General features: G+C 63.8%; 24 protein-coding genes. 9 read left to right on the forward strand and 15 right to left on the reverse strand.

Annotated elements, in window-relative coordinates; translation table 11 throughout:
- Positions 1-9: 9 nt before the first annotated feature.
- From glgA to JFU57_RS22365, 6 genes are all read right to left on the reverse strand, one after another.
- Complete coding sequence (gene glgA / locus JFU57_RS22340; RefSeq protein WP_201130804.1) at positions 10-1,578, reverse strand: glycogen synthase GlgA; 1,569 nt, start codon at positions 1,576-1,578, stop codon at positions 10-12.
- A 493-nt stretch (positions 1,579-2,071) separates the two neighbouring features.
- Positions 2,072-3,025 (reverse strand): D-2-hydroxyacid dehydrogenase family protein, encoded by a 954-nt coding sequence (locus JFU57_RS22345; RefSeq protein WP_201130805.1) that lies wholly within the window; start codon positions 3,023-3,025, stop codon positions 2,072-2,074.
- A 135-nt stretch (positions 3,026-3,160) separates the two neighbouring features.
- Positions 3,161-3,595, reverse strand: a complete 435-nt coding sequence (locus JFU57_RS22350) for a YqaA family protein (RefSeq protein WP_201130806.1) — start codon at positions 3,593-3,595, stop codon at positions 3,161-3,163.
- Complete coding sequence (locus JFU57_RS22355; protein ID WP_201130807.1) at positions 3,592-4,041, reverse strand: DUF411 domain-containing protein; 450 nt, start codon at positions 4,039-4,041, stop codon at positions 3,592-3,594. Before JFU57_RS22355 ends, JFU57_RS22350 begins: the two co-directional genes overlap by 4 nt.
- Before the next feature lie 190 nt (positions 4,042-4,231).
- Positions 4,232-4,687 carry an SRPBCC family protein gene (locus JFU57_RS22360; protein ID WP_201130808.1) on the reverse strand — a complete coding sequence of 152 codons (456 nt, stop codon included), beginning with the start codon at positions 4,685-4,687 and terminating at the stop codon, positions 4,232-4,234.
- A gap of 74 nt (positions 4,688-4,761) precedes the next feature.
- A complete protein-coding gene (locus JFU57_RS22365; RefSeq protein ID WP_201130809.1) occupies positions 4,762-6,756 on the reverse strand; it encodes a methyl-accepting chemotaxis protein in 1,995 nt (664 codons plus the stop codon).
- Positions 6,757-7,159: 403 nt separating this feature from the next.
- Between JFU57_RS22365 and JFU57_RS22370 the strand changes: the two genes are divergently transcribed.
- Complete coding sequence (locus JFU57_RS22370) at positions 7,160-7,690, forward strand: hypothetical protein (protein ID WP_078472283.1); 531 nt, start codon at positions 7,160-7,162, stop codon at positions 7,688-7,690.
- Between the two features lie 47 nt (positions 7,691-7,737).
- Here the strand turns inward: JFU57_RS22370 and JFU57_RS22375 are convergent, their stop codons facing one another.
- Entirely contained in the window at positions 7,738-8,733 is a 996-nt protein-coding gene (locus tag JFU57_RS22375; protein WP_201130810.1) for an aldo/keto reductase, read from the reverse strand.
- Between the two features lie 119 nt (positions 8,734-8,852).
- Between JFU57_RS22375 and JFU57_RS22380 the strand changes: the two genes are divergently transcribed.
- Positions 8,853-9,767: a LysR family transcriptional regulator gene (locus JFU57_RS22380; RefSeq protein WP_201130811.1), complete on the forward strand. Its 915-nt coding sequence runs from the start codon at positions 8,853-8,855 to the stop codon at positions 9,765-9,767.
- Positions 9,768-9,871: 104 nt separating this feature from the next.
- Here the strand turns inward: JFU57_RS22380 and JFU57_RS33455 are convergent, their stop codons facing one another.
- Positions 9,872-10,000 carry a hypothetical protein gene (locus JFU57_RS33455; RefSeq protein ID WP_274609824.1) on the reverse strand — a complete coding sequence of 43 codons (129 nt, stop codon included), beginning with the start codon at positions 9,998-10,000 and terminating at the stop codon, positions 9,872-9,874.
- A gap of 170 nt (positions 10,001-10,170) precedes the next feature.
- Between JFU57_RS33455 and JFU57_RS22385 the strand changes: the two genes are divergently transcribed.
- Entirely contained in the window at positions 10,171-10,359 is a 189-nt protein-coding gene (locus JFU57_RS22385; protein ID WP_020298154.1) for a hypothetical protein, read from the forward strand.
- Positions 10,360-10,375: 16 nt separating this feature from the next.
- On the opposite strand, the gene JFU57_RS22390 is transcribed toward JFU57_RS22385, so the two are convergent.
- Positions 10,376-10,756 (reverse strand): hypothetical protein, encoded by a 381-nt coding sequence (locus JFU57_RS22390; RefSeq protein WP_020298153.1) that lies wholly within the window; start codon positions 10,754-10,756, stop codon positions 10,376-10,378.
- Between the two features lie 301 nt (positions 10,757-11,057).
- Here JFU57_RS22390 and pvdQ point away from each other — a divergent pair, with 301 nt between their 5' ends.
- Complete coding sequence (gene pvdQ, locus JFU57_RS22395) at positions 11,058-13,400, forward strand: bifunctional acylase PvdQ (protein ID WP_201130812.1); 2,343 nt, start codon at positions 11,058-11,060, stop codon at positions 13,398-13,400.
- A 34-nt stretch (positions 13,401-13,434) separates the two neighbouring features.
- Here the strand turns inward: pvdQ and JFU57_RS22400 are convergent, their stop codons facing one another.
- Positions 13,435-14,448 carry a FecR family protein gene (locus JFU57_RS22400; RefSeq protein ID WP_201130813.1) on the reverse strand — a complete coding sequence of 338 codons (1,014 nt, stop codon included), beginning with the start codon at positions 14,446-14,448 and terminating at the stop codon, positions 13,435-13,437.
- A gap of 152 nt (positions 14,449-14,600) precedes the next feature.
- Here JFU57_RS22400 and JFU57_RS22405 point away from each other — a divergent pair, with 152 nt between their 5' ends.
- Both JFU57_RS22405 and JFU57_RS22410 read left to right on the forward strand, forming a co-directional pair.
- Positions 14,601-14,870, forward strand: a complete 270-nt coding sequence (locus tag JFU57_RS22405; protein WP_020298150.1) for a PepSY domain-containing protein — start codon at positions 14,601-14,603, stop codon at positions 14,868-14,870.
- Positions 14,871-15,089: 219 nt separating this feature from the next.
- Positions 15,090-16,127: an Ldh family oxidoreductase gene (locus tag JFU57_RS22410; RefSeq protein WP_201130814.1), complete on the forward strand. Its 1,038-nt coding sequence runs from the start codon at positions 15,090-15,092 to the stop codon at positions 16,125-16,127.
- A 69-nt stretch (positions 16,128-16,196) separates the two neighbouring features.
- Here the strand turns inward: JFU57_RS22410 and JFU57_RS22415 are convergent, their stop codons facing one another.
- Positions 16,197-16,517, reverse strand: a complete 321-nt coding sequence (locus JFU57_RS22415) for a DUF883 family protein (protein WP_020298148.1) — start codon at positions 16,515-16,517, stop codon at positions 16,197-16,199.
- Positions 16,518-16,672: 155 nt separating this feature from the next.
- Here JFU57_RS22415 and JFU57_RS22420 point away from each other — a divergent pair, with 155 nt between their 5' ends.
- The gene (locus JFU57_RS22420) at positions 16,673-16,927 is read left to right on the forward strand and encodes a hypothetical protein (RefSeq protein WP_020298147.1); all 255 of its coding nucleotides are present in this window, start codon (positions 16,673-16,675) and stop codon (positions 16,925-16,927) included.
- On the opposite strand, the gene JFU57_RS22425 is transcribed toward JFU57_RS22420, so the two are convergent.
- Positions 16,899-17,834 carry a LysR family transcriptional regulator gene (locus JFU57_RS22425; RefSeq protein WP_201130815.1) on the reverse strand — a complete coding sequence of 312 codons (936 nt, stop codon included), beginning with the start codon at positions 17,832-17,834 and terminating at the stop codon, positions 16,899-16,901. The genes JFU57_RS22420 and JFU57_RS22425 overlap by 29 nt on opposite strands.
- A gap of 84 nt (positions 17,835-17,918) precedes the next feature.
- Between JFU57_RS22425 and JFU57_RS22430 the strand changes: the two genes are divergently transcribed.
- Both JFU57_RS22430 and JFU57_RS22435 read left to right on the forward strand, forming a co-directional pair.
- Positions 17,919-18,839 (forward strand): carbon-nitrogen hydrolase family protein, encoded by a 921-nt coding sequence (locus JFU57_RS22430; RefSeq protein WP_201130816.1) that lies wholly within the window; start codon positions 17,919-17,921, stop codon positions 18,837-18,839.
- Between the two features lie 132 nt (positions 18,840-18,971).
- Complete coding sequence (locus JFU57_RS22435) at positions 18,972-19,868, forward strand: LysR substrate-binding domain-containing protein (RefSeq protein WP_201130817.1); 897 nt, start codon at positions 18,972-18,974, stop codon at positions 19,866-19,868.
- Positions 19,869-19,877: 9 nt separating this feature from the next.
- On the opposite strand, the gene JFU57_RS22440 is transcribed toward JFU57_RS22435, so the two are convergent.
- From JFU57_RS22440 to JFU57_RS22450, 3 genes are all read right to left on the reverse strand, one after another.
- Positions 19,878-21,311, reverse strand: coding sequence for an aldehyde dehydrogenase family protein (locus JFU57_RS22440; protein ID WP_201130818.1), 1,434 nt, complete (start codon positions 21,309-21,311; stop codon positions 19,878-19,880).
- On the reverse strand, positions 21,308-22,504 hold the full coding sequence (locus JFU57_RS22445) for an iron-containing alcohol dehydrogenase (RefSeq protein ID WP_201130819.1): 1,197 nt from the start codon (positions 22,502-22,504) through the stop codon (positions 21,308-21,310). Before JFU57_RS22445 ends, JFU57_RS22440 begins: the two co-directional genes overlap by 4 nt.
- 90 nt (positions 22,505-22,594) lie before the next feature.
- Positions 22,595-24,061: an APC family permease gene (locus tag JFU57_RS22450; RefSeq protein ID WP_201130820.1), complete on the reverse strand. Its 1,467-nt coding sequence runs from the start codon at positions 24,059-24,061 to the stop codon at positions 22,595-22,597.
- Positions 24,062-24,373 lie beyond the last annotated feature (312 nt).

The following is a 24,373-nucleotide window of genomic DNA, read 5'->3' on the forward strand; positions in this document are numbered from 1 at the left end:
TGTGGCCTCTTATTTGTGCATCGATTTACCCAGCGCCTTGGCAACCAGTTGTTCATAGAGTTCGGCGTAGGGTTCGACCGCCTTGCACCAGTTGAAGGGTGCGGCCATGGCCCGGCAGCGCATGGCATTGAGCAGTTCGGGGTAGGCGAATACCTTGAATGCCCGTTGCAGGGCTTCTTCGTAGCTGGGCACGGTGGACTCGTCGAACAGGAACCCGGTCACGCCGTTTTCGATGGTGTCGGCCAGGCCCCCGGTGTTGCGTGCCACCGGCAACGAGCCGAAGCGCTGGGCGTACATCTGGCTCAGGCCGCAAGGCTCGTAGCGCGATGGCATCAGCAGAAAGTCGCTACCGGCAAACATGCGTCGGGCGTCAGTTTCGTTAAAGCCGATATGCACCCCGATCTGCCCTGGAAAACGCTGGGCCAGGGCGCGCATGGCTTGCTCTTCTTCCGGCTCGCCACGGCCGATGATGGCGATCTGGCCACCGGACTTGACGATAAACTCGGCCACGCCTTCGGTGAGGTCCAGGCCCTTCTGGTAGACCAGGCGCGAGACCACGGCGAACAGCGGACCCGACGAATCGTCGAGGCCGAACATCTGCCGCACATGGTCGGCGTTGACTGCCTTGCCGTCCCAGTCGCCAATGCCGAATGGGCGGAACAGGTGCGGATCGCAAGTGGAATCCCAGCTTTCGTCAATGCCGTTGGGGATACCGCTGAGCAGGCCCTGCTGGGTCTTGCTGGCCAAAAAGCCGTCAAGCCCGCAGCCGAAGGCCGGGGTGGTGATTTCCTGGGCGTAGGTGGCGCTGACCGTGGTGATGTGGCTGGAGTAGGCCATACCGGCCTTGAGGAACGACAGCTTGCCGTAGAACTCCATGCCTTCCTGTTGCAGGGCATGTTCGGGGATGCCCAGCTCCGGGCAGCAGGCCAGGCTGACCACGCCCTGATACGCCAGGTTATGGATGGTGAACAGGGTTGGGGTGCGTTGACCGCGCCAGTGCATATAGGCCGGGGCCAGGCCGGCGGGCCAGTCGTGGGCGTGCACCAGGTCGGGGCACCAGTGGATCTGCGCCAGGTTGGCGGCGATATCGGCGGCGGCCAGCCCCAGGCGCGCGAACCGGATGTGGTTGTCCGGCCAGTCGCGGCCGTTGTTGGCGCCATAAGGCGTGCCTTCGCGCTCATAGAGCTCGGGGCAGATCAGAACGTAGATGACCAGGCCGTCGGGCATGTCCATGCGCCCGATCTTGCAGGCCGGCAAGGCCGCGTGGCCGCCCAGCTCACCGATGATATGGATCGGGTTTTCGCTGTGCAGCACCTGCGGGTAGCCGGGAATCAGGACCCGTACATCGTGCAGATGGGACATGGCCCGGGGCAGTGCCGCCGAGACGTCGCCCAGGCCGCCGGTTTTCACCAGGTCGGCGATTTCCGAGGTCACGAACAGGACTTTCTTGCGGTTGGGATTGATCCGATGAATCGGCGAAACCGTTTTGCCACCCGGAGCGAGCATGGACTTGTTGGCCGCTTCACTGGCCTGAGGCTGAGGTTGTTCTCCCTGGGTTTCCAATACGGCACTGATCATGTGTCTCTCCCATTTTATTGATCTGGTCCTGGTCTCACACCTGCACTGGCGCCGGTTCGCTGCCTGAATTGGGCCTGGATCCGGGCGCACAAGCGCTACGCAATGAAGAGCCAAGGCAGCCCATTGCGTCGAAGCAAAAAGGGTGAAAGGGGCATTGCAAGGATTGCACCAGTCGCTATGGCCCCACCTTTAAGCTGACCCAAGGGCTACAGCAAAAGTTTCGACTATTTTTCAGTAAAGGTGACTGTCCGGTCACTTTGTGAAAACCAGTCTAGGACAGAACCTAGAGCCTGGCAGGCGCGATCGGGGAATAAGTTCGACCGGCGGCGACAGCGGGCGCAAATAACCCGACGAAAGGTAGGGGCTGCACTGCGGGAGGGCGGACAGGTGCGGCCCGTGGCGCGAAAAAGCACCGCCAGGAGCGAGGTCGCGGTGCGGGCGCCATTCCCTGCGCACGAAAGCGGTGCGCGGCTCTGACGCGGCGCCGGGCGCTCTAGTTGAGTGGGCGCAACGCTTGGCCGGCGTGCCAGGCCAGCAAGTCTTCGATCATCTGCCCATAAAACTGGCGGTAGTTGTTGCGACTGACGTAGCCAAGATGGGGCGTGGCCAGCACCGTGGGCAGGTGGCGCAGGGGATGATCGGCGGGCAGTGGCTCCGGATCGAACACATCCAGCGCCGCGCCCCCCAATCGGCCCTGTTGGAGGGCAGCGATCAGTGCCGCTTCGTCGACGATCGGCCCGCGCGCGGTGTTCACCAGCAGCGCTGCAGGTTTCATCCAGCCCAGGGCCTGGGCGTCCACCAGGCCACGGCTGCGCTCGCTGAGCACCAGGTGCACCGAGAGCACGTCGGCCTGTTCAAACAGTTGCTGCTTGCTGACAGCGGTCACCCCGACCTCGGCGGCGCGCTCCGGGGTCAGGTTCTGGCTCCAGGCGATCACGCGCATGCCGAACACCTGGCCGAATTGCGCCACCCGCTGGCCGATGCTGCCCAGGCCGAGAATACCCAGGGTCTTGCCATGCAGGTCGCCGCCCAGGCCTTGCTGCCAGCCGCCGTTGCGCAGGGAGGTGGCTTCGGCCAGCAGGTTGCGGGTGTGGGCCATGATCAGGGCCCAGGTCAGTTCGGGGGCGGCGTGCTTGTAGCTGTCGGTGCCGCACACCTGGATCCCCAGGCTGCTGGCCGCCGCGAGGTCGATGGCGGCATTGCGCATGCCGCCGGTCAGCAGCAGCTTGAGGCGCGGCAGGCTGCGCAGCAGGGCCGCGTCGAAGCGGGTGCGCTCGCGCATTACGCAGATCACCTCGAAATCCGTCAGGCGCTGGCTCAAGGTCGCGGTGTCGGCGGGGTAGTCATGGACAAAGGTGACCTCGCCAATGCCTTGCACTGGCGACCAGTCCACCACGTCACGGGCGACCTGTTGCCAGTCATCGATTACCGCAATCTTCAGCGTCATGGGGCGGCTCCTGGGGCGGGGAGAATCTGCACGCTCAACCCGGTTCCTGCACGTCTGGACAGGGAGGGCGTAGCGGGTGGCAGACGATCTTGGCGCAAATCCGTTGCGAATTCCACGCCCCCGATTGGCATGGATTCAGGCGGTGATGCCCAGGGTCAGCAGGGCCAGCACGCCATAGCGTGCGCCCTTGGCCAGGGTCACGATCAGCAGGAAACGCTTGAGCGGCTCACCCATGACCCCGGCCACCAGGGTCAGCGGATCACCGATGATGGGCACCCAGCTCAGCAGCAGCGACCAGTGCCCGTAGCGTTGGTAATGCACCCGGGCGCGCTCCAGGTGGCGGGGGCTGACCGGGAACCAGCGCCGGCTCTTGAAGCGTTCGAGGCGCCTCCCCAGCCACCAGTTGAGCAGCGAGCCGAGGACATTGCCCAGGGTCGCGCTCAGCAACAGCAGCCACGGCGCGTAGTGGGGGTTGAGCAGCAGGCCGACCAGCAGCGCTTCCGATTGCAGGGGCAGCAGGGTGGCGGCGCCGAACGCCGCTAGAAACAGCCCGAGGTAGCCGAGGATCAATGGGCCGGGTAGTCCGCGACCACGACGTCCTGGCCGTCCTTGGTCAGGCCGATGACCTGGTAGGCGTCGGCGGGCATGCCGTCCATCTCCATGCCGGGCGAACCCATGGGCATGCCCGGGGCGGCGATGCCCAGCAGGTCGCTGCGGTTGCGCAGGGCCAGCACCTGCTCGGCCGGGACATGGCCTTCGACGAATTTGCCGTCAATCACCGCGGTGTGGCAGGAGGCCAGGCGTGGCGCCACGCCGAGGCGCTGCTTGACCGCGCTCATGTTGCTTTCAACGTGGTCCTCGACCTTGAAGCCGTTGGCTTCCAGGTGCTTGATCCACTCCTTGCAGCAACCGCAGTTGGCGTCGCGGTGTACTTCAATCGGGATGGGCGCGGCGGCCTGGGCCAGGGAAGTGACGAACAGGGCCGACAGGGCGGCCAGGCGCAGGGTGTTTTTCATGAAAGGTCTCGTGATCAAAAGGAGGTCCGGGGGGCGTGCATTTTGAGCTTTTTTCGACCCGTCGCCGGGCACTTGTGTTTCAAGGTTATACAAACTACAGCCCGCCCTGTAGCCGCTGCCGCAGGTGTTGCTTGGGGGGAGATTAAACCGTGGTTGCTGACAGATCACTGAGGGCGACATTACAGATTTGTCAGCGAGGCGGGATTTCCAGCTTGTGCTTGAGGTTATCCAGGGCCTGGTTCGATTGCTCCACCAGGCGCGAGTGGATGCCACCCAGGTTGAGGTCGGAGGTGTAGTGCAGGGTGCGCTTGAACAGGGTGGCGTTGCCCCGGGTCTGCAGTTGGTAATGCAGGGTGCCGTCGACGGCGATGGAGCTGAACACCGCCTTGAATTCCCGGGGCGGGAGGGCGGTGATCACCCGGCAATTGAGGTGCACTTGCACCCCCAGCAGGTCGATGACCCCGGTAAAGCGCTGGCCCAGGGGCAGGGAACCCGGGTGACTGGTACTGGCGCTGAGGGCCGTGGGGTGCCATTCGTGCCAGCGCTCGGGCTGGGTCACGTAGTCATAAACCTGGTCGATGCCTGCCTTTATATAGAGCTCATTGATGATGTGCTCGTCCAGCAGATGCGATTGGCGCTGTCCCATGCTGCACCTCCTTGTGACCGGAGCTGCAAATATAGCTGCACTGGCGCGCCACGCACGCCAGTGCAACCGACCGTTCAGCGGACTTTGAAGCGCGCCATCAGGGCGCTGACCCGGTTGTTGGCCTGCAGCAGGTTCTGGGTGTTGCTGGCGCTGGCCTGGCCGCTGTCTACCAGTTGCTCGACCATGTGCCGGATGCTGACCATGCTGCGATTGATCTCTTCGGTCACTGCGCTCTGTTGTTCGGCCGCGGTGGCGATCTGGGTGCTGAGGCTGTTGATCTGGTTGACCGAACCGGCCATTTCATCCAGCCCGGAGTTGACCCTGGCCGTGGCGTCCGCCGCCGACTGGCAGCTGGCCTGGGTGTTTTCCATGGCGCTGACCGAAGAGCTGACGCCCAGGGTCAGGCGGTTGAGCATTTCGTTGATCTCCGAGGTGCTGGCCTGAGTGCGGGCGGCGAGGGCGCGCACTTCGTCGGCCACCACGGCAAAACCGCGGCCTTGCTCGCCGGCCCGGGCGGCTTCGATGGCGGCGTTCAGCGCCAGCAAGTTGGTCTGCCCGGCAATGGCGCCGATCACCCCGAGAATCTCGGTGATGCGCTGGGCATCCTGCTGCATGGCCTCGACCTTGTGGGTAGCGCTGGCCACTTCGTCGATCAGCGCCACCACGCTGCTCGACGCTTCGCCGACCACCACCCGCGAGCGTTCGGCGTGTTCGTTGGCGCGCTGGGTAAAGGCCGCGGTTTGGGCGGCATTGGCCGCGACGCTGTCGGCGGTGGCGCTCATTTCGGTAATGGCGGTGACGGTCTGGTCGGTTTCCGAGGCATGCCGCGCGAGGATCTGCGTGGTCTGGGTCGAGGTCTGTTGCAGTTGCTCCAGGCTGTTGGCCATGGCCCCGGTAGCCTCGGTCACCTCACCGATCATGTTCTGCAGGTAGACGATAAAGCGATTGACCGAATGGCCGATGGCCCCCAGTTCGTCTTCGGCGCGAATGGTGATGCGCCGCGTCAGGTCGGCATCGCCGGTGGACAGCGCGTCGATATTGGCCTTGAGCGCCTTCATCCGCTGCACCAGCTGGCGGATCGCGTACACCTGCAACAGCACCAGCAGGACGATCATCGGGATCTGCAACAGGCTCAGGGTGCTCAGCACGTCGTCACGCTGGGCGGTGATCAACTCGGTCGGCAGGGCGCTGGCCAGGAACCAGGGGGAGCCCTCTATCGGGCGCATGAAGAAGGTGCTGGCGACCCCGGCGTTGTCGAACTCGACCCGTTGCAACGAGGCGTCGCGGCGTTCCAGCCCGGCCTTGACCTGGGCAGCGAACGGCGAGCTGGCTACCAGATCGCTGATGTTCTTGAGTACGATCTGGCCGTTGATGCGCGAGCTGTTGCTGATGATCTTGCCGTCGGCCTCGACGATCAGCATCTCGGCCTTGAGGTCCTGTTCCTTGCGCGCCACCAGGTCGTTGAAAAAGCCCAGGGTCACGTCGATGGTCGCCACGCCGTACGGCACACCGTCCCGGGTAATGGCCATGGCGCAGTTGGTGCGCGGCTCGGCGCTGGCATCATCCTTGTAGGCGGCGGCCCAGGCACATTGTCCACGCGGGGTCTGCATGCCGCCCTTGTACCAGGACTGGTCGTAATAGTTGGGCGCCGGGTCGCTGTTCCAGAAGGTATTGACCGTGAGCTTGCCGGAGGCATCGCGGTGCCAGAAAGTGCTGTGCTTGTTGCGCCCCGGGGTGCGCTGGCCGGGCAGGGGCCAGATGCCGCCGCCAAACACTTTCAGCTCGCCGTATTGGTCCACCAGGCCCGGCAGGACCTTGTCGATGGTGTCGCTGTCGAGCAGGGGAATGGTCTGGGTGATGGTGCGTTGCTGGGCCTGGACCTTGTTCAGTTCGCCCTGGATCTGCTGGGCCACTTCGGCGATGCGATTGAGGACCACCTGTTCTTCGGTGTGGCGCAGCTTGGGCGCCACCAGCTGGCTGATGCCGACGACCGTCAGCACGAACATCAGCAGGATGAACAGGACCAGAAACAACGTGTAGCGAGCTTGGATCGTGCGCAGTGCGGGCATTGGACCTGTCCTTTCGAAGCGTTTCTTATTATTCGAGGCGAGCGCCCCCTATCAGGGCTTCGTCAGGTTGTCGGCGTGGTTTTGCCCAGCTTTAGTACGCCCGTGCAAGAAAGTTATGGCCGTCGTCGCCTGATATCGCTGTCATGTATCCGAGGCCGTTCAATTGCGCAGGCTGCAGGCCTGAAAATACGCTTGAAAAGGACCTGGAACACTTCGTGCTGATGAGTACAAGCCTTGCAGGACGGGGCTTGGCTGGTTTGTATCGAAAATGTACAAGAATTGTAAATTGCCGAAATAAAGCGTTGTTGGAGGGCGATGGCACGTTGATACTTGCGCCTATTCGCCGCTCGGCTGAGGCTTCGCCGCCCGGGCACTGTGTACATATGAAAAAGGAAGCATGCTCGTGACAATCGGATATGTCGGTGCCTGGACCAGTAAGGCCGGTTTGTTGGTACGTGAGGGCTCGGAGACCGCCAAGCCGGTTTCCCAGAGCACCAAGGTGCGACAGATGCTGGCCCTGGTCGGCAACGACCCGACGGCGCTCAACACCAAGAAGATGGACGAGCTCAAGCTGCACCGGCAGATCAAGGGCTTTGATCCGACCAACGTCACCGCCACTCAACTGGGCAACATGAGCACCTTCCTCAAGAACAACGGCCTGATCACTGATATCACGGCGTTGAACCTGCTCAGTGCCGGCGATGATTTCGACCGTTTCGGTGCGCCGAAGAACCCGGACCAGGCGTTCAATGCCCTGGAATTCTTCGCCACCAAGCTTGAGACCATCCAGAACAACAACCTCAAGGGCAACAAGTACGCCAACTACTTGATCCCCGAGTACAAGAAGGCCATCTACGTCCTGCAAAACCTGCAGACCTATGGCAAGGGCAACGGTACGACGGTGGTCGACAAGAACATCTCCGCCAAGGCCTGACGCCTTGAGTGCGTCGGGGCTCTGGCCGAGCCCGCGACGCACGCCGCTTACTTGTCGAGCAGGGCCATCACTGCCTCGGGGTAGCGCTGGCCGGACGTGGCCTCGGGGCTGAAAATCCGCTCCAGAGCTTGCAGCTCGGCGGCCTCCAGGCGCACCTCCAGCGCCGCGACGTTTTCTTCCAGGTATTTGCGTTGCTTGGTTCCGGGAATCGGGATCAGGTAGTCGCCCTGCGCCAGCACCCAGGCCAGGGCCAATTGCCCAGCGGTCACGCCTTTTTCCGCCGCCAGGCGCTGCACCTGATCCACCAGCAGCAGGTTTTTCGCGAAGTTCTCCCCCTGAAAGCGTGGGCTGAAGCGCCGGTAGTCATCGGCGGCGAAGTCTTCTGGGCTTTTCAGCGCGCCGGTGAGAAACCCTCGGCCCAATGGGCTGTAGGGCACAAAGGCGATGCCCAGGCGCTGGCAGGCGGCGAGGCAGCCGTTGTCTTCCTGATCGCGGCTCCACAACGAATATTCACTTTGCAGGGCACTGATCGGATGCACCTTGTGCGCCCGCTCCAGGGTCGTCGCCGAGGCTTCGCTGAGCCCCAGGTAACGCACCTTGCCGGCCTTGACCAGCTCGGCCATGGCGCCGACGGTTTCCTCGATCGCCACCTGCGGGTCGATGCGGTGCTGGTAGTAAAGGTCCAGGGTTTCAACCCCCAGGCGCTGGAGGGTGCCGTCGATGGAAGCGCGGATGTATTCGGGACTGCCGTTGACCCCGCGGGCCGCCGGGTTGGCCGGGTCGCGCACGATCCCGAACTTGCTGGCCAGGAACACCTGTTCGCGCTTGCCGCGAATGGCCTGGCCGATCAGTTCTTCGTTGCTGTGGGGGCCGTACATGTCGGCGGTGTCCAGCAGGTTGATACCCAATTCCAGGGCGCGATGCAGGGTGGCGATGGCTTCGCGGGTATCGGTGCCGGTGGTGTAGAAGTCGGTCATGCCCATGCAGCCGAGGCCGATGGCGCTGACGTGAGGGCCGTTTTTACCAAGTTGACGGGTTTGCATCGGGGTATGACTCCGGTTGGTTAAGTGTCGCCATTGTTCTCCTCGACAAAACCAAGATAAACCGGCTAAAAACGCTATCACTGTTCGTAATTTCTAAATAATCCACGAGTCTGCGCCCCATGGACCGTTTCAACGCCATGCGTGTTTTCACCCGTATCGTCGAACTTGGCGGCTTTGCCAAGGCCGCTGACAGCCTGCAAATGCCAAGGGCGTCGGTGACCATCCTGATCAAGCAACTGGAGGCCCATCTGGGTGTGCAGTTGCTGCACCGCACCACGCGCCAGGTCAGCCCGACCCTGGATGGGGCCGCCTATTACCAGCGCTGTGTGCAATTGCTGGCGGACCTGGAAGAGACCGAGGCGGCATTTTCGGCGACCCGGCGCAACCCGCGTGGCACCTTGCGCATCGATATGCCGGCCGGCGTCGGGCGCTTGATCGTGATCCCGGCATTGCCGGCGTTTTCCGCGCGTTATCCGGCGATCGAGCTGGAGATCGGCCTCAACGACCGGCCGGTGGACTTGATCCGTGAGGGTGTGGATTGCGTGTTGCGCGGCGGCCTGTGCCTGGATGACTCCCTGGTGGCCCGGCCACTGGTGCTGATGGAGCAGGTGACCTGCGCCAGCCCCGGTTACCTGGAGCGCCATGGCACGCCGCAGTCCCTGGACGAACTGGGCGGGCATCAGGTGGTGGAGTACTTTTCCAGCGTCTCCGGCAAGCGCTACGGCCTGGAGTTCGAGGTGGGGGAGGAAGTGCGCCTGGTGGACCTGCCCAAACAGGTAGCGGTCAACAGCGCCGATGGCTACCTGGCGGCCTGTGAGGCTGGCTACGGGCTGGTGCAGACGCCGTACTACCACGTTGCCCAGCAGTTGGCCGACGGACGCCTGCGGCAGATACTGCGGGATGTACCACCGCCGAGGTTGCCGCTGACCGCGCTGTACCCGCCGCAGCGGCATTTATCGACGCGGGTGCGGGTGTTCGTCGATTGGCTGGTGGAGCTGTTCGACGGGCCGGGCGTGCACCAGTACCGGCGCTGAGCGGCCACAGCAAAACGCCCGCTGGGGAGCGGGCGTCGGGACGTTGTGCTGCGGGTCGGCGCTTCAGGCTGGCCTGGATCGGTCAGTGCTGGAGTGCCGGGTCTTCAACGGTGGTAGTAACCAGGCCCGCCGTCGTAGTAGCGATGGCCTCCGTGCCCGCCTGGAAGAAAGATGCAGCCGGACAGGGCCAGCATCAGCAGCAGGGGAATCAGCACTGTGATTCGACGGAACATGTTTCAATCCTCATGGGCTCTGGGGGACAACTTCGGCGCCCGTGCAGCGAAAACTTTTGCGCGCCTGTAACATACGACCCCGTTTGCCCTGTCCCATCCCCGAATCTCGGTAGGTGCTTGGCATTCGTCTTGATACAAAGCCGATACATTCCAAGGCCCAGGAACCCGTAATGACCCAGTCACAACGCTTGAAATACTCGATTCTGATCTCCCTCCTGGTACTGGGGATCATGCTTGGCCTGTCCTACCTGCAGAACAACGGCGTCATCAGCGAGAAGATGTTCCAGTACATCGCCATCGGCGTGGCCGTGGCGGTAGTGGTCATCAACGGCGTGATGCGCCGCAAGGTCAAGCCCTGAGCTGAACCCGGCGGGCTCAGGCGCTGCCGTCGAGCAAGGCTGCGGCCTGCTGGTGCAGGCTGTAGCTTTTGTCGGCGTTGAGGGTGATCACCCCTTCGCTGCACAGGCGCTTGAGCACTTCACGCACACTGAGGAACGACAGCGGGATATCCAGTTCCAGCAAATGGCTGTGAATACCGCGTACACCCAGTGAACGGTCGTTCTCGGTGGCCACCAGCAGGGCGTCTATGACTTTGAGGCGAATCAGGCTGGTGCGCAGGCCGAAGCCCTTGAGCAGCTGGCGGATACGCTCGTTACTGTTGCGGTCGGCGTTCTTGCCGAACACACCGGCGCCGGCATTCAGAGAAGGCGAGGACTGCGCGGTGTTGCCGTCCGTTGGCAATTGCGGGTTGTACATGCAAAAACTCCTTTTCAGAGCCTGATCAGGAAAATGATGGGTGCTCTCATTAACTAAGACGTATGAGCACGCCAAATCATGAAGCCCCAGATGTATAAATTTCGTCAGTATCTTGTCGCTGACACGTCAGACAGCTTTCTGTCGCCCCTCGCGCGCTAAATTTCCCGGTCGGTTTTCGTCTTTATGGGCAGGCACTTTTCGGCTTCGGCCGGACTGCACCGTGTTCTCCAGGCTGGCTCGACGTGTGTGCGTCGTCCCCCCCTTGCCGGCCTGGTGTCTTTTTTTTCGAGCAGGAGTCGGCGTGATTATTTCCAGGCAGTTACCCAGTGTGTGCCTCGCAGCCTTGTGTCTGGGGCTGAGCCTTGCGGCCCACGCCCGCACCCCGGCCCCCGCGCAACCGCGCGAGGCCAGCGCCGAGATCCGGCGAACCGCTTTCGGCGTCCCCCATATCCGTGCCACCGACGAGCGTGGCCTGGGATATGGCATCGGTTACGCCTATGCCCAGGACAACCTGTGCCTGCTGGCCAACGAAGTGCTGACGGTCAATGGCGAGCGCTCCAGGTACCTGGGGGCCGAAGGGCAGACCCTCGAGCAGCGCGACAACCTCACCAGCGATGTGTTTTTCAAGTGGCTGAACACACCCGACGCGGTGTTCGGCTTCCTGCAGGCGCAAACCCCCGAGGTGCGCCAGTTGATGGGGGGCTATGTCGACGGCTACAACCGGCAACTGGCCGAACGCCGGGCCCAGGGGCTGCCAGCGCAGTGCGACGGTGAATGGGTACGGCCGCTGACCACCCTGGACCTGGTGAAATTGACCCGGCGCCTGCTGGTGGAAGGCGGCGTCGGGCAATTCGCCGAGCCCCTGGTCGGTGCCACTCCGCCCGGTGCTCCGGCCCAGGCCAGCATCAGTCGTGCCAGCCTGCAACTGGCTGAGGCGCGTCAGCAGCGCTTTGCCCTGGACCGCGGCAGCAACGCGGTGGCCGTCGGGGGCGAGCGCTCGTTCAACGGTCGCGGCCTGTTGCTGGCCAACCCCCATTTCCCGTGGATTGGCGGCATGCGTTTCTATCAGATGCACCTGACCATCCCTGGCAAGCTCGATGTCATGGGCGCCGCGTTGCCGGGGCTGCCGATGATCAATATCGGCTTCAATCGGCACCTGGCCTGGACTCACACGGTCGACACGTCCAAGCACTTCACCCTGTATCGCCTGCAACTGGACCCCAAGGACCCGACTCGCTACCTGTTGGACGGCAAGTCGCTGCCGCTGACTCCGCAGACCCTGAATGTCCAGGTGCGGGGGGCGGACGGCGAGTTCCAGCTTGTCACGCGCACGGTCTACAGTTCGCAGTTCGGCCCGGTGGTGCAATGGCCGGGCAAGCTCGACTGGGATCGCCAGTACGCCTACAGCCTGCGTGACGCCAACCTGGAAAACGACCGGGTGCTGCAACAGTGGTACGCCATGAATCAGGCGTCGGACCTCAAGCAACTGCAGGGGTCGGTGCACAAGATCCAGGGCATCCCCTGGGTCAATACCCTGGCGGTGGATGATCAGGGCCAGGCGCTGTACATGAACCAGTCGGTGGTGCCCAACGTCAGCGCGGCCAAGCTGGCACTGTGCAGCGACCCACGGGCGGGTACGCAGATGATCGTGCTCGACGGCTCACGCAGTGCCTGCGCCTGGGACAACGCCCCGGGGGCTGCGCAGCCGGGCATCTTCGCCGCGCGACAATTGCCGCAACTGCTGCGCGGCGACTTTGTGCAGAACTCCAACGATTCGGCCTGGATGGTCAACCCGGCTGCGCCGCAGGAGGGTTTCTCGCCGCTGATCAGCCAGCAGGACCTGCCGCTCAAGCAACGCTCGCGGTTTGCCCTGGAACGCCTGGGCCGGATGAGCGGTTCGGGCCAGATTGGTGTCGCCGATTTGCAGCAGATGGTGATGGATAACCAGGTGTACCTGGCCGGGCAGGTGCTGCCGGACGTGTTGCAGTTTTGCGCCGGGGACCTGGGGGCCGATGCCGGGCGGCTTGAGGCTGTGTGTGCCAGCCTGAAGACCTGGGATCGCAGCGCCAACCTGCAGGCCGGCCTGGGCTTTGTGCACTTTCAGAATGTGATGCAGCCATTGCTCAAGCACAACGACTTCTGGCGCGTGGCCTTTGATCGTAAAGATCCGCAGCACACGCCGCGCGGCTTGAACATCGACCAGCCGGCGGTGGCTCAGGCCCTGCGTGAAGCGATGCTGGGCTCGGTGACCAAGGTGGCCGAAGCCGGGCTGGGCGCGCAGACGCGCTGGGGTGATATCCAGGTGGCCAGCAGCGGTGAGCGGCAGACGCCGATTCATGGCGGCCCGGAAAGCCTGGGGGTGTACAACGCGATGCAGAGCGTGCCGGGGGCCAAGGGCAAGCGTGAGGTGGTCAGCGGCACCAGCTACCTGCAAGTGGTCAGCTTTGACGATCAGGGGCCTCACGCCCAGGGGCTGCTGGCGTTTTCCCTGTCCAGCGATCCGGCGTCGAAATATTCGCGGGACCAGACCGAGGCGTTCTCCAACAAGCAGTGGCACGCACTGCCGTTCACCGAAGCGCAGATCAAGGCCGATCCGAGCTATCAGGTGCAAGTAGTGGGTGAGGGTGCCCCGGCCAAGCGCTAGGGGTAATCGGGCTGCGCCTGTCAGGGCGCAGCCTTCAGATTTTCGGCGGGCTTTGCGGCAGCGAGTTGATCACTGGGTTGCCGTCTTTGTTACGCGTCAGGTACACCGGCAGCACCTTGGGCAGCGAAGCCGGCAGGCCCTTGACCTCCTTGATGTTGTAGATGCCGCCAACACGGATCGCCCCGGTGGCCTGGTCGGCCAGCATCAGCGGCGCGCTCAGGTAGCGGTTGATCAAGGGCAGGGCATCGCTCAGGGCCAGGTTGTCGAGTACCAGCTTGCCGCTGCGCCAGGCCAGGGAACTGTCGTTGGCGTAGGTCTGGCTGATCTGCGGTGCGTAATCGCCATGTTTGTAGCGGGCCTGGGTCCCGGGTTCGAGGCGAAAGCCATCGCCGGGCAAGGCGTTGTTGCTGGTGACCAGCACCGAGCCTTCGATCAGGGTCACGCGCACCTGATCCTCATACATCCACACATTGAACTGGGTGCCGGTGACTTTCACCTGGCCCTGGGCGGCCTTGACCACGAACGGGTGGCTGCTGTCATGGCGCACTTCAAAGAAAGCTTCGCCCTTGCGCAGGGTGACCTGGCGCTGATCCTTGTAGTTGCTGTAAGTCAGTTCGCTGCCCAGGTTCAATTCAACCTGGCTGCCATCCCCCAGGGTCACCTTGCGCACCGTGTTGTCGCTGGTGAAGTGCTCGTAGGAGGAGGGGATCCAGCCCAGGTTCCACCCGGCATAACCGGCCATGGGCAAGGCCAGGGCGCTGATGGCCGCTGCCACGCCGTAACTGCGCCAGTGCCTGCGTGCCCGGGGCTGGACTGTCGGGGGAGGCGTGAGCTGTTCGGGCAATGGGCGGGGCAGATGGTCGGCGACGTCCCAGATTTCGCGCATCGCTTCATATTCAAAGGCGTGCAGAGGATCGGCGTCATGCCATTGCTGGAATGCCTGGCGTTCTTGCGCCGTGCAATCGGATGCATGCAGACGCATGCACCAGTGGGCTGCCGCATCCGTGATGGCGTCGTATTCGGCTTCTGAGAGGGTGTGTTCGCTCATTGACTCTTCCTGATTTCCGACATTCTACCCTCCACGCCAACCCTTGGAGAACAGCCGTCATGGCGAATGCGCATCAAAGTGGAACTTATTTTTTACGGTAATGCCCTAAAAACAGGACTTACGTAATCAGTATCCACAAATGGAGTGAAAAAATGATCAAGAAAACCCTCGCCGCTTTCGTCGCCACTGCCTCCCTGCTCAGCGCCGGTGCCGCGCTGGCCGATCGTCCGGGCGCAGGCTGGATCAGCATTGAAAAAGCCGTCGAAACCGCGAAGACCAAGGCCGGCTATGTAGAGATCTACGAGATCGAAGCCGATAACGACGGCTACTGGGAAGGCAAAGGCCGCAAGGCTGACGGAATTGTCTATGAGTTCCGTATCGACGGCGCTTCGGGCAACGTCCTGCGTGACCAGAAAGACTGATAGTCCCTCGCGCCAGGGCACGTTCTGTAGCCCTGGCGCTCCTGCCCCCTGTCTCGACTCCCCGCTGCAAACGTCCCCTCCGGCCTCCGATTTCCTCTGAACGACCTGTGTTGGCATTGGCTGTGCACGCCTGCGCGGTGGTTGACAGCAGGCGCGTCGAAGGTTGTTTAATCCGCTTCTACGCTGTTGCCCCCTCCAATAATTAAACTGGAGCTTCAGATGTCCGCATTGCCCCTGGTTGATGAAACGCCTGGCGAAGCCCTGTCGCTGGACCAACTTACACAGCTCCTGGAAACCATCTTCCTGCGTCACGGCACTTCCCTCGAGGTGGCCCGCAGCCTTGCTGCCAACTGTGCTGGCGCCGAGCGCGACGGCGCCCACAGCCATGGCGTGTTCCGTATTCCCGGTTATGTCTCGACCCTGAAAAGCGGCTGGGTCGATGGCCAGGCGGTGCCGGTGGTCGAGGACGTGGCGTCGGGCTTTGTCCGGGTCGACGCTGCCAATGGCTTTGCCCAACCGGCGCTGGCCGCTGCTAGGGCGTTGTTGGTGGAAAAAGCCCGCAGCGCCGGGATCGCGGTGCTGGCAATCCGCAATTCCCATCACTTCGCCGCGCTGTGGCCGGATGTCGAACCCTTCGCCTATGAAGGCCTGGTGGCCTTGAGCGTGGTCAATAGCATGACCTGCGTGGTGCCCCATGGCGCCGACCGGCCGTTGTTCGGCACCAACCCGATTGCCTTTGCCGCGCCCCGCGCCGGGGGCGAGCCGATCGTCTTCGACCTGGCCACCAGCGCCATTGCCCACGGCGATGTGCAGATTGCCGCACGCAAAGGCGAGCGCCTGCCGCCGGGCATGGGCGTGGACAGCCTGGGGCAGGCGACCCAGGACCCGAAGGCGATTCTGGAAGGCGGCGCCTTGCTGCCCTTTGGCGGGCACAAGGGGTCGGCGTTGTCGATGATGGTCGAGCTGCTTGCAGCGGCCTTGACCGGTGGCAATTTTTCATTCGAGTTCGACTGGTCCAACCACCCTGGGGCCAAGACGCCCTGGACGGGGCAGTTGCTGATTGTCATCGACCCGAGCAAAGCGGCCGGGCAGAACTTCGCCGAACGCAGTCAGGAACTGGTCAGGCAGATGCATGGGGTCGGGCTCAAGCGTTTGCCGGGCGATCGGCGGCATTGGCAGCGGGAGAGATCACAGGAGCAGGGGATAACCCTGGCACGCACCGAGCTGGCACAGTTGCGGGAATTGGCGGGGTTGTAGCGGTTGACGCGATAAACAAGGCTCAGGCGAGCGCAAGGCTCGCCTGAAACCCTTGCTCAGGAACCGATATCAGGAACGGCGCCCGAGCAACAGGCCAACCACCAGGCCGAAACCTGCGGAAATGGCCACGGTCTGCCACGGGTGGCCACCGATGTAGTTCTCGGTGGCGTCCACCACCGGTTTGCTGCGTTCACGCACATTGGCCACCGAATCCAGTGCCTGCTTGAGCTTGAGCGCAACCTGCTGACGCAAGGTTTCACCTTCTTCGCCGACCAGCGCGGCGCTGCCCTTGAGCAGTTTTTCCGATTCTTCGATCAGCGCCTGCAACTCGCTGAACGCCTGGTCCTTGATTTGTTCTTCGGCTGCTTGCGCGACAGTTTTGCGAGCCATTGAGTTACTCCTTGAGTTAAGTGATGCGGTGAACAATGGAGTCGAGCGGGAGCGGAAAAGTTGCAGCTATTTTCCGCTTCCGTGAAAACCCGAGGGTAAACCCGTAGCCGCCTAAGGTGTAAGATGTCGCCTATTTTACGCAGCAGGAATTTCCCATGAGCTTCAACCTGGCCGACAAAACCCTGGCCGAACGCGCCGCCCTCGAAGATGAAAAGTCCCGCCTGTTCGACCTCTGGCAGAGCAACCTGGGCAAGGCCAAGGGCGATGCCGCGCGGCTGTTCGGCGAGCGCAGCAAGCGCAAGGGGCGCTGGTCCGAGTGGGTTCGCGCCGAACTCGACGGCATGTCGCCGCCGGAATACGCGAACATGGTCCGCAGTGAAGTCAACCGGCTGATGGCGGCGAGCAAGTAACCGCGAAGCTTTCGATAATCGCCTCACGCACCTTGAGCAACACCGGGTCGACCTGGGCGCTGGTACGCCACCCCAACTCGATCGGGTAACGCGGCAGGTCCAGCGGGCAGGGCAGCAGCGCCAGCCCGCTCAAGGCGGCAATCCCCCGGGCGGCGTGGGCCGGGATGGTCGCCACCGCCTGGCTGCCCTTGAGCAGATAGGGCAAGGCTGCAAAATGGCTGGTGGAGGCGCACACATGGCGGCTCAGGCCCAGGGCGGCGAGCCCCTCGTCGGTGATCCCGATAAACCCCTGTGACGACACCAGCACATGTTCGCGCGAGACAAACTGCGCCAGGCTCAGTGCCTGCTGCCCGGGTTCCAGGCTGGCCGGGTCTGCCAGGCACAGGTAGCTGCCTTCGCCCAGTACCTGGCGGCTGAGCAGGCGTTCGGCAAAACCGCCGGCGCTGATCGCCAGGTCGATGCTGCGTTGCAGCAGGGCTTCACCGACGATCTGGCTGTGGCTCTGGCGGAAAATCAGGCGCAACTTCGGCGCCCGCCGGGCCACGGCCTCGATCAAACGCCGGCCATAGGCGATCTCGAAATCATCCGACAGCCCCAGCGTCACCGAGCGGCCCTGATAGTCGTTGGCGTTGGGGTCGACCATGGCCAGGCTCTGCCGGCATTTGTTCAGGGCCTCACTGATCACCGGCTTGAGCTGGTTGGCCCGCAGGGTCGGTGCCAGGCCGCGTCCGGTGCGCACGAACAACGGGTCGCCATACAATTCGCGCAAGCGACGCAAGGCCGCGCTCATGGCCGATTGGGTGACGCCCAGGCGCAACGCCGCGCGGCTGGCGCTGGACTCGTCGTGCAGGGCTTCGAAGGCCTTGAGCAGGTTGAGATCGACGCTGGCGATATTCATCTGGTTCATATCATTAAGCACTGAGATGGGGTTTATGCATGATCGGCGCGCGGCGGAGAATGGGCAACACTTCACCGTTCACGGAGCTTTCCGATGCCTGTATCCATCGTCGCCGCGCTACAAATCGGCTCCCTGCCCGAAGGCAAGGCCGCCACCCTGGAACAGATCCTGTCCTATGAAAGCGCGATCATCGAAGCCGGCGCGCAGCTGGTGGTGATGCCCGAAGCGCTGCTTGGCGGCTACCCCAAGGGCGAAGGGTTCGGCACCCAGCTGGGTTACCGCCTGCCGGAAGGCCGCGAAGCCTTCGCCCGCTATTTCGCCAATGCCATCGACGTGCCGGGGGTGGAAACCCAGGCCCTGGCCGAACTCTCGGCGCGCACCGGGGCCAATCTGGTGCTGGGAGTGATCGAGCGCAGCGGCAGCACCCTGTATTGCACGGCGCTGTATTTCGACCCCCAGCACGGTCTGCTGGGCAAGCACCGCAAGTTGATGCCCACCGGCACCGAACGCCTGATCTGGGGCAAGGGTGACGGTTCGACCCTGCCGGTGTTCGACACCCAGGTAGGGCGCGTGGGCGCGGTGATCTGCTGGGAAAACATGATGCCGCTGCTGCGCACCGCGATGTACGCCAAGGGCCTGGACCTGTGGTGCGCGCCGACCGTGGATGAGCGCGAAATGTGGCAGGTCAGCATGCGTCACATCGCCCATGAGGGGCGCTGCTTTGTGGTCAGCGCCTGCCAGGTCCAGGCCTCGCCCCAGGCGCTGGGCCTGGAGATCGCCCATTGGCCCGCCGAGCGCCCGCTGATTGCCGGCGGCAGCGTGATTGTCGGGCCGATGGGCGATGTGCTGGCCGGGCCCCTGGTCGGCTGCGCGGGGCTGATCAGCGCGCAGATCGACACCGCGGACCTGGTGCGCGCCCGCTACGACTACGACGTGGTCGGGCACTATGCGCGCCCGGATATCTTCGAGTTGACGGTGGATGAGCGCGCCCGGCCCGGAGTGCGTTTTACCTGAGGTGCAGCCACGCTTCGCGGGTGTTCGCCCGGGCGGGCCGAGGGGCCTGCAAGCAAGGCCGCCAGCAGTTGACGCTGGCTCCGGGCTGCCGTTGAATAGCCAGCCTCACGCCCCTTTGCCCGCGGAACTACTGTGCTTAGAAACGTCACCGATATGGACTTGCGTCTGCTGCGGATTTTCTCCGTGGTGGTCAAATGCGGTGGCTTCACGGCGGCCCAGGCCGAGCTGAACATGAGCCAATCGAACATCAGCACCCATATCTCCAGCCTGGAAAAACGCCTCGGCTATCGCCTGTGCGAGCGCGGCAAGGGAGGCTTTCGCCTGACCGAGAAGGGCCAGCGCATCCTGGCGGCGGCCAGTGCGCTGTTTGGTGCGGTGGACGTGTTTCGCAACGAGGCCCAGGAATTGTCCGGGCGCCTGGTGGGTGACCTGTACCTGGGCCTGGCCGACAACATCGCGACCTTGCCGGCGGCGCATATCGACGCAGCGATCGCGCGCTTTTACCGGCGCGACCAGGATGTGCACCTGCACGTGTTCGTCAACTCGCCCACCGAGCTGGAGCTGGCGGTGATCGACGGCCAGCTGGACCTGGCCATTTCCTATTTCAGCCGTAGCCTGCCGACCCTGGACTATCAGCCGTTGTACAGCGAAGAGATCGGCGTGTTCTGTGGGGCTCGGCATCCGCTGTTCGCCGAAGCCGCGCCGACTTTGGAGCAGATCAAGGCCTGTGACTGGATTCGCCACGGGTTCCTGCCGGCCAACCAGGTGCTGCCGGTGGCGCCGTCGCGTGCCACGGCCACCGCCTACCACATGGAGGCGGTGGTGCATGGGGTGCTGGCGGGTACGCACCTGGGTTATTTGCCCAATCACTACGCCCGGCCCTGGGTGCATGACGGGCAGATGCGCGCGTTGCATGCACAGACCCTGCGCTACGAGGTGCAGCACAGCATGATCACCCACGCCGGCCACCCCCATAGCGAAGCCCTCAAGGCCTTTATCGATGACCTGCTGAGCGAACACCGCAACTGAGCACCGCGTTTACCCCAGGCAACGGGTCACGTGCTTCAGCGACTGATAGGCGGCCAATCCCCAGGGCCCCAGTTCACGACCGATACCGCTGCCCTTGGTCCCACCCCATGAGGTTTCGACGAACACTGCCTGGATCGAGTTGATCCACACATGACCGACCTCCAGGGCTGCCGCCAGCCGTTCAGCCCGGGCCAGATCGGCACTGATCACTGTCGCCACCAGACCGAAGGCGCTGTCATTGGCCAGGGCCAAGGCTTCGGCTTCCGTGCTGAAACGCCTTGCGCAGAGTACCGGTCCGAAAATTTCCTCGCGCCACAGGCGGCTGTCGCCCGGCACCTGGTCGTACACCGTCGGGCTGACGAACCAGCCGGGTTCGGCCAGGGCTTCTCCGCCGGTCAGGCACACCAGGCCTTCGTCGCGGGCAATGGCGAAATAGTCGAGCACCTTGCGGTACTGTGCCTCGCAGGTCAGGGGGCCCATATCCACTTCCTGATGCTGCGGGTTGCCCACCCGCAACCGTTCCAGGGCCTGGCTCAGGCGTTGCAGCAGGGAATCGGCAATGGCTTCATGGACCAGCAGGCGTGAAGTCGCCGAACACATTTGCCCGGCGTTCCAGCAGAAGCCGGCAATGATCCACTCCACCGCCTGATCCAGATCGCAGTCCTCGAACACCAGGATCGGCGATTTGCCCCCCAGCTCCAGGGTCACCGGCCGGCAATGTTCGGCGCAGCTGTGCATGACTTTTTGCCCGACCGGGTTGCTGCCGGTGAACGACAGCTTGTCCAGCCCCGGGTGCGCACTGAGGGCCGCGCCGACGGTGCTGGCACCGACCACGATATTCAACACCCCGGGCGGCAGGCCCAGCGTTTCTGCGATCTCGGCGTAGACCTGTTCTATCAGAGGCGTGACCTCCGACGGCTTGAGCACCACGGTGCAGCCGGCGGCCAGGGCCGGGGCAATCTTCCAGGCGCTGGTCACCAGGGGGAAGTTCCAGGGCACGATCAAGCCCACCACGCCCAGGGCCTCGACCCGGCAATGGGCCTGGAAGCCGGGAGCCGACAGCGGCACTTCGCGGTTCGGGGTGGCGTCCAGTTGTTGGGCCAGCCCGGCGTAGTAGGTGAAGGTGGCGATGGCATCGTCCAGGTCGACACTGGCTTCGTGCCGCGGCTTGCCGTTATTGCGCATTTGCAGCTCGACCAGCGTGCTGCGGCGTCGTTCGAGTTCGTGGGCGAAGCTTTGCAGATAGTGCCCGCGCTGGCTGCCGCTGAGGCTGCGCCAAGGACCGAGGGCCTGGCGCGCGGCAGTGACGGCGAGGTCGATCTGCTGCGCGCTGGCGCCCTGGAGACGGGCAATGACCTGGCCCAGTGACGGGTCGCAGGGGCTCAGTTGCTCGTCGCCTTCGCCATCCTGCCACTGGCCGTTGATATAGAGCGCCGGATTCATGGACGCACCCCCGGCAGCACGCCGTGTACCGCGTTGCAGAAAATCGTCCGGTACTGCTCGGCGTTCAGGGGCTGGGCATTGGTCTCGGAAGAGGAAATATCGGCCACCGCCTGAGCCCCGACCCAGTCGGCGTCGGCCGTGTCCAGGCCGATCTCGCCGAGGCTGTGGGGGATGCCCAGCTCCGCGCGCAGCGCCAGGACCCAGTCCAGGAAGCCTCGGAAGTCAGGCTGCGGCAATTCCAGGTAGCGGGCCAGGCGCGCGATATCGGCGTCGATCACCGGCTGGTTGGCCACCAGCACATAAGGCAGCAGGATCGCGTTCAACAACCCATGGTGCTTGTGGTAGCGCGCTCCCAGCGGGTGCGCCAGGGCATGCACGCCGCCCAGGCCTTTCTGGAACGCCACGGCGGCCATGGCCGAGGCCACCAGCATGCCTTCGCGGGCCACCAGGTCCTGGCCGTTGGCGTAGGCCTGGCGCAGGTGCTGGCTGACCAGGCGAATGCCTTCGACGGCGATGCCGCTGGACATCGGGTGATACAGCGGCGAGCAGAAGGCTTCGAGGTGATGGGTCAACGCATCCATGCCGGTCGCGGCGGTCAGTGCCGGCGGCAGGCTGCGGGTCAGTTGCGGGTCAAGGATCACACAGGCCGGGAGCAATTGTGGATGGCTGATCACCCGTTTCACGTGCAGCCGGGTATCGGTCAGCACCGCCTCACGGCCCAGTTCCGAGCCGGTGCCGGCGGTGGTGGGCAGCGCGATCAGGGGTGGCAGGCCGAGTGCGGGGAAGTCGCTCAGGCTCGGATAGCGCTCGATGATCTGCGACCACTCAAAGCGCTCCAGACCCTCAGGGTCGCAGGCTGCCAGGGCGATGCCCTTGGCCGCGTCCATGGCGCTGCCGCCACCCAGAGCGATCAGCGAGTCGTGCTCGCCGGACTGGAACGCGACAACGCCGCGCTGCACATCTTCCAGGCTGGGGTTGGCGCCCAGTTCGGAAAACACCGCAACGGGCAGCCCGGCGCGGTGCAACTGCGCAACCAGCAGGTTGAAGGGTTCGAGGGTGAGCATGCCGGGGTCGGTGACCAGCAGCGGACGGCCCATGTTCAACAACCGGCAACGTTGCCCGAGCAGGTCCAGGGCGTCGGCGCCGCAGAAGATTTCAGTGGGGTAGTTCCAGTAATGCACAGCAGGGGACATGGTTTTCTCCAGCACGAGTGAGTTCACAGGTGGCCAGTCATGGCCACCCGGGCAGGGAGCAGAGCGCTGTCGGCGACAGCGCGGGGGAAGTCAGTTGGTGGGTAGCGGGGCGCTGGGTGTGCGCAGGTAGGGCTTGGCCAGCAGCATGTACAGCAGGCCAAGCAGCGCCAGGCTGGAGAACACCAGGATCACCGCCCAGACCTGGAACCACGGAGCACCCGGTGGCGCCAGGGACTCCCGGGGCCAGGCGACGTTGATGGTTTCGAACACCAGCCAGACAAACGCCAGCAGGTTCACCGGCAGGCCCCAGCGTCCGAGACTGAACACCCCGGCCTCGGGTTTCCAGCGCCCGCGCAGGCGGGCAATCAGGGCGCAACTGATAACGATCAGGAACACCATGAAAAAGCCGCCGCTGCCAAAGGCGATCAGGGTGCCGACGGCCGTGGCATTCAGGCCCAGAGCCAGGCCGAAGCTGGCGAACAGAGTGCTGAAGACCATCGCGGCGAACGGCACCTTGCGCTTGTCCACCCGGCGCAGAGTGGCCGACGCCGGCAGGATCGAGTCCCGGGCCATGCCGAACACGGCGCGGCCAATGTAGGTCTGAACCGACACCACGCAGGCAATAAAGGCCACCAGCACCACGCCGACGAAGGGCCGCTCGGACCAGGCCCCAAAGGCGTCGACCACCGCCGGGGTTACCGGGTCGACCACGCTACCGGCGACCATGCCGGCGGTATCGGTAAACGACAGGGTGACGGCGAACGCGGTGAGCATCACTGTCAGCCCCACCAGGATCATCGAGCGCAGGATGGCCCGTGGGGTCGAGGTGCGGGCGTCGGCGGTCTCTTCGGAAACCTGGGAGCAGGCATCGAAGCCGAGAAAGGCCCAGCCGCCGACGGCCATCGCCGTGATAAAGCCACTGAAGTACGAACCATCGGCCGGGGCCGTGGCGCTCAGGCCTTCTAACAGCAGCGACCAGGAGTGGTTGCGGAAAAAGATCAACAACAACAGGCCGATACCGATGGAGGCAATGGCTTCGGCGATGATCCCCGCGTTGACGAAATATTTCAGCGGGTTGATGCCCAGCAGATTGACCCCCAGCCCGAGCAGCAGCAGGACTGCGCCGCTGGCCACCTGGGCGTTGGCTTCCGGTGCATGACCAGTGACGAACAGCCACAGCCAGAACCCGCCGAGGTAGGCCACGGTGGTCAGGGACGCCAGGGCCGACGCGAGGTACATGAAACCGGTGAACCAGGCCCAGCGATCGCCCGCCAGGCGCTTGACCCACTGGTAACAACCACCAGCCAGCGGGTACTGCGAAGCCAGTTCGGCGTACACCAGGGCCACCAGAAGCTGCAGGGCCAGGCTCAGCGGCACGATCCAGACCCAGGACGGGCCTGCACTCATGGCCCCCAGGGCCATCACCGAATAGATGCCGACCACCGGCGAGACCGTGGCAAAGCCTACGGAAAAGGACGACCAGAGCGACAGGCCACGGTGCAGCTCCTGGCGGTAGCCCTGGCGCTGAAGCAGGGTTTCATCATGGGAAGTGTTCATTGCGCACCTCGTGCGCACGGCGCAGCACGGGTACGGCGGCCACGGGTAGGGCGTCGAAATTGGGACATAGGGAGTTCCTGGAATCGGCAGATCAAATTGTTATTGGGGTGGCCTGTAGCTTTTGTTGTAGGCGGACCGACCTTGCCTGCCCTCGGATGAGGACAGGGCGAGCTTAAGCGCGGTAAACATCAAGATGAATACACATATTAGTAAGCTGACATTTGAGTTTGTTGATGTTTGCCGAGCTGGTGAGGCGAGCAGGGGCAATGGCATCCAAGGCGCCAGTGTCCGCAGAGAAAGACGACAAGCCGC

The organism is Pseudomonas sp. TH07 (assembly GCF_016651285.1).
In the GTDB taxonomy this organism is placed as follows: domain Bacteria; phylum Pseudomonadota; class Gammaproteobacteria; order Pseudomonadales; family Pseudomonadaceae; genus Aquipseudomonas.

Bases quoted from the DNA above. Each gene is read 5' to 3' on its own strand.
- glgA (WP_201130804.1), bottom strand. From the start codon at position 1,578: ATGATCAGTGCCGTATTGGAAACCCAGGGAGAACAACCTCAGCCTCAG.
- JFU57_RS22345 (WP_201130805.1), bottom strand. From the start codon at position 3,025: ATGACGCTGAAGATTGCGGTAATCGATGACTGGCAACAGGTCGCCCGT.
- JFU57_RS22355 (WP_201130807.1), bottom strand. From the start codon at position 4,041: ATGAAAAACACCCTGCGCCTGGCCGCCCTGTCGGCCCTGTTCGTCACT.
- JFU57_RS22360 (WP_201130808.1), bottom strand. From the start codon at position 4,687: ATGGGACAGCGCCAATCGCATCTGCTGGACGAGCACATCATCAATGAG.
- JFU57_RS22365 (WP_201130809.1), bottom strand. From the start codon at position 6,756: ATGCCCGCACTGCGCACGATCCAAGCTCGCTACACGTTGTTTCTGGTC.
- JFU57_RS22375 (WP_201130810.1), bottom strand. From the start codon at position 8,733: ATGCAAACCCGTCAACTTGGTAAAAACGGCCCTCACGTCAGCGCCATC.
- JFU57_RS22380 (WP_201130811.1), top strand. From the start codon at position 8,853: ATGGACCGTTTCAACGCCATGCGTGTTTTCACCCGTATCGTCGAACTT.
- JFU57_RS33455 (WP_274609824.1), bottom strand. From the start codon at position 10,000: ATGTTCCGTCGAATCACAGTGCTGATTCCCCTGCTGCTGATGCTGGCC.
- JFU57_RS22385 (WP_020298154.1), top strand. From the start codon at position 10,171: ATGACCCAGTCACAACGCTTGAAATACTCGATTCTGATCTCCCTCCTG.
- JFU57_RS22390 (WP_020298153.1), bottom strand. From the start codon at position 10,756: ATGTACAACCCGCAATTGCCAACGGACGGCAACACCGCGCAGTCCTCG.
- JFU57_RS22400 (WP_201130813.1), bottom strand. From the start codon at position 14,448: ATGAGCGAACACACCCTCTCAGAAGCCGAATACGACGCCATCACGGAT.
- JFU57_RS22405 (WP_020298150.1), top strand. From the start codon at position 14,601: ATGATCAAGAAAACCCTCGCCGCTTTCGTCGCCACTGCCTCCCTGCTC.
- JFU57_RS22410 (WP_201130814.1), top strand. From the start codon at position 15,090: ATGTCCGCATTGCCCCTGGTTGATGAAACGCCTGGCGAAGCCCTGTCG.
- JFU57_RS22415 (WP_020298148.1), bottom strand. From the start codon at position 16,517: ATGGCTCGCAAAACTGTCGCGCAAGCAGCCGAAGAACAAATCAAGGAC.
- JFU57_RS22420 (WP_020298147.1), top strand. From the start codon at position 16,673: ATGAGCTTCAACCTGGCCGACAAAACCCTGGCCGAACGCGCCGCCCTC.
- JFU57_RS22425 (WP_201130815.1), bottom strand. From the start codon at position 17,834: ATGAACCAGATGAATATCGCCAGCGTCGATCTCAACCTGCTCAAGGCC.
- JFU57_RS22430 (WP_201130816.1), top strand. From the start codon at position 17,919: ATGCCTGTATCCATCGTCGCCGCGCTACAAATCGGCTCCCTGCCCGAA.
- JFU57_RS22440 (WP_201130818.1), bottom strand. From the start codon at position 21,311: ATGAATCCGGCGCTCTATATCAACGGCCAGTGGCAGGATGGCGAAGGC.
- JFU57_RS22445 (WP_201130819.1), bottom strand. From the start codon at position 22,504: ATGTCCCCTGCTGTGCATTACTGGAACTACCCCACTGAAATCTTCTGC.
- JFU57_RS22450 (WP_201130820.1), bottom strand. From the start codon at position 24,061: ATGAACACTTCCCATGATGAAACCCTGCTTCAGCGCCAGGGCTACCGC.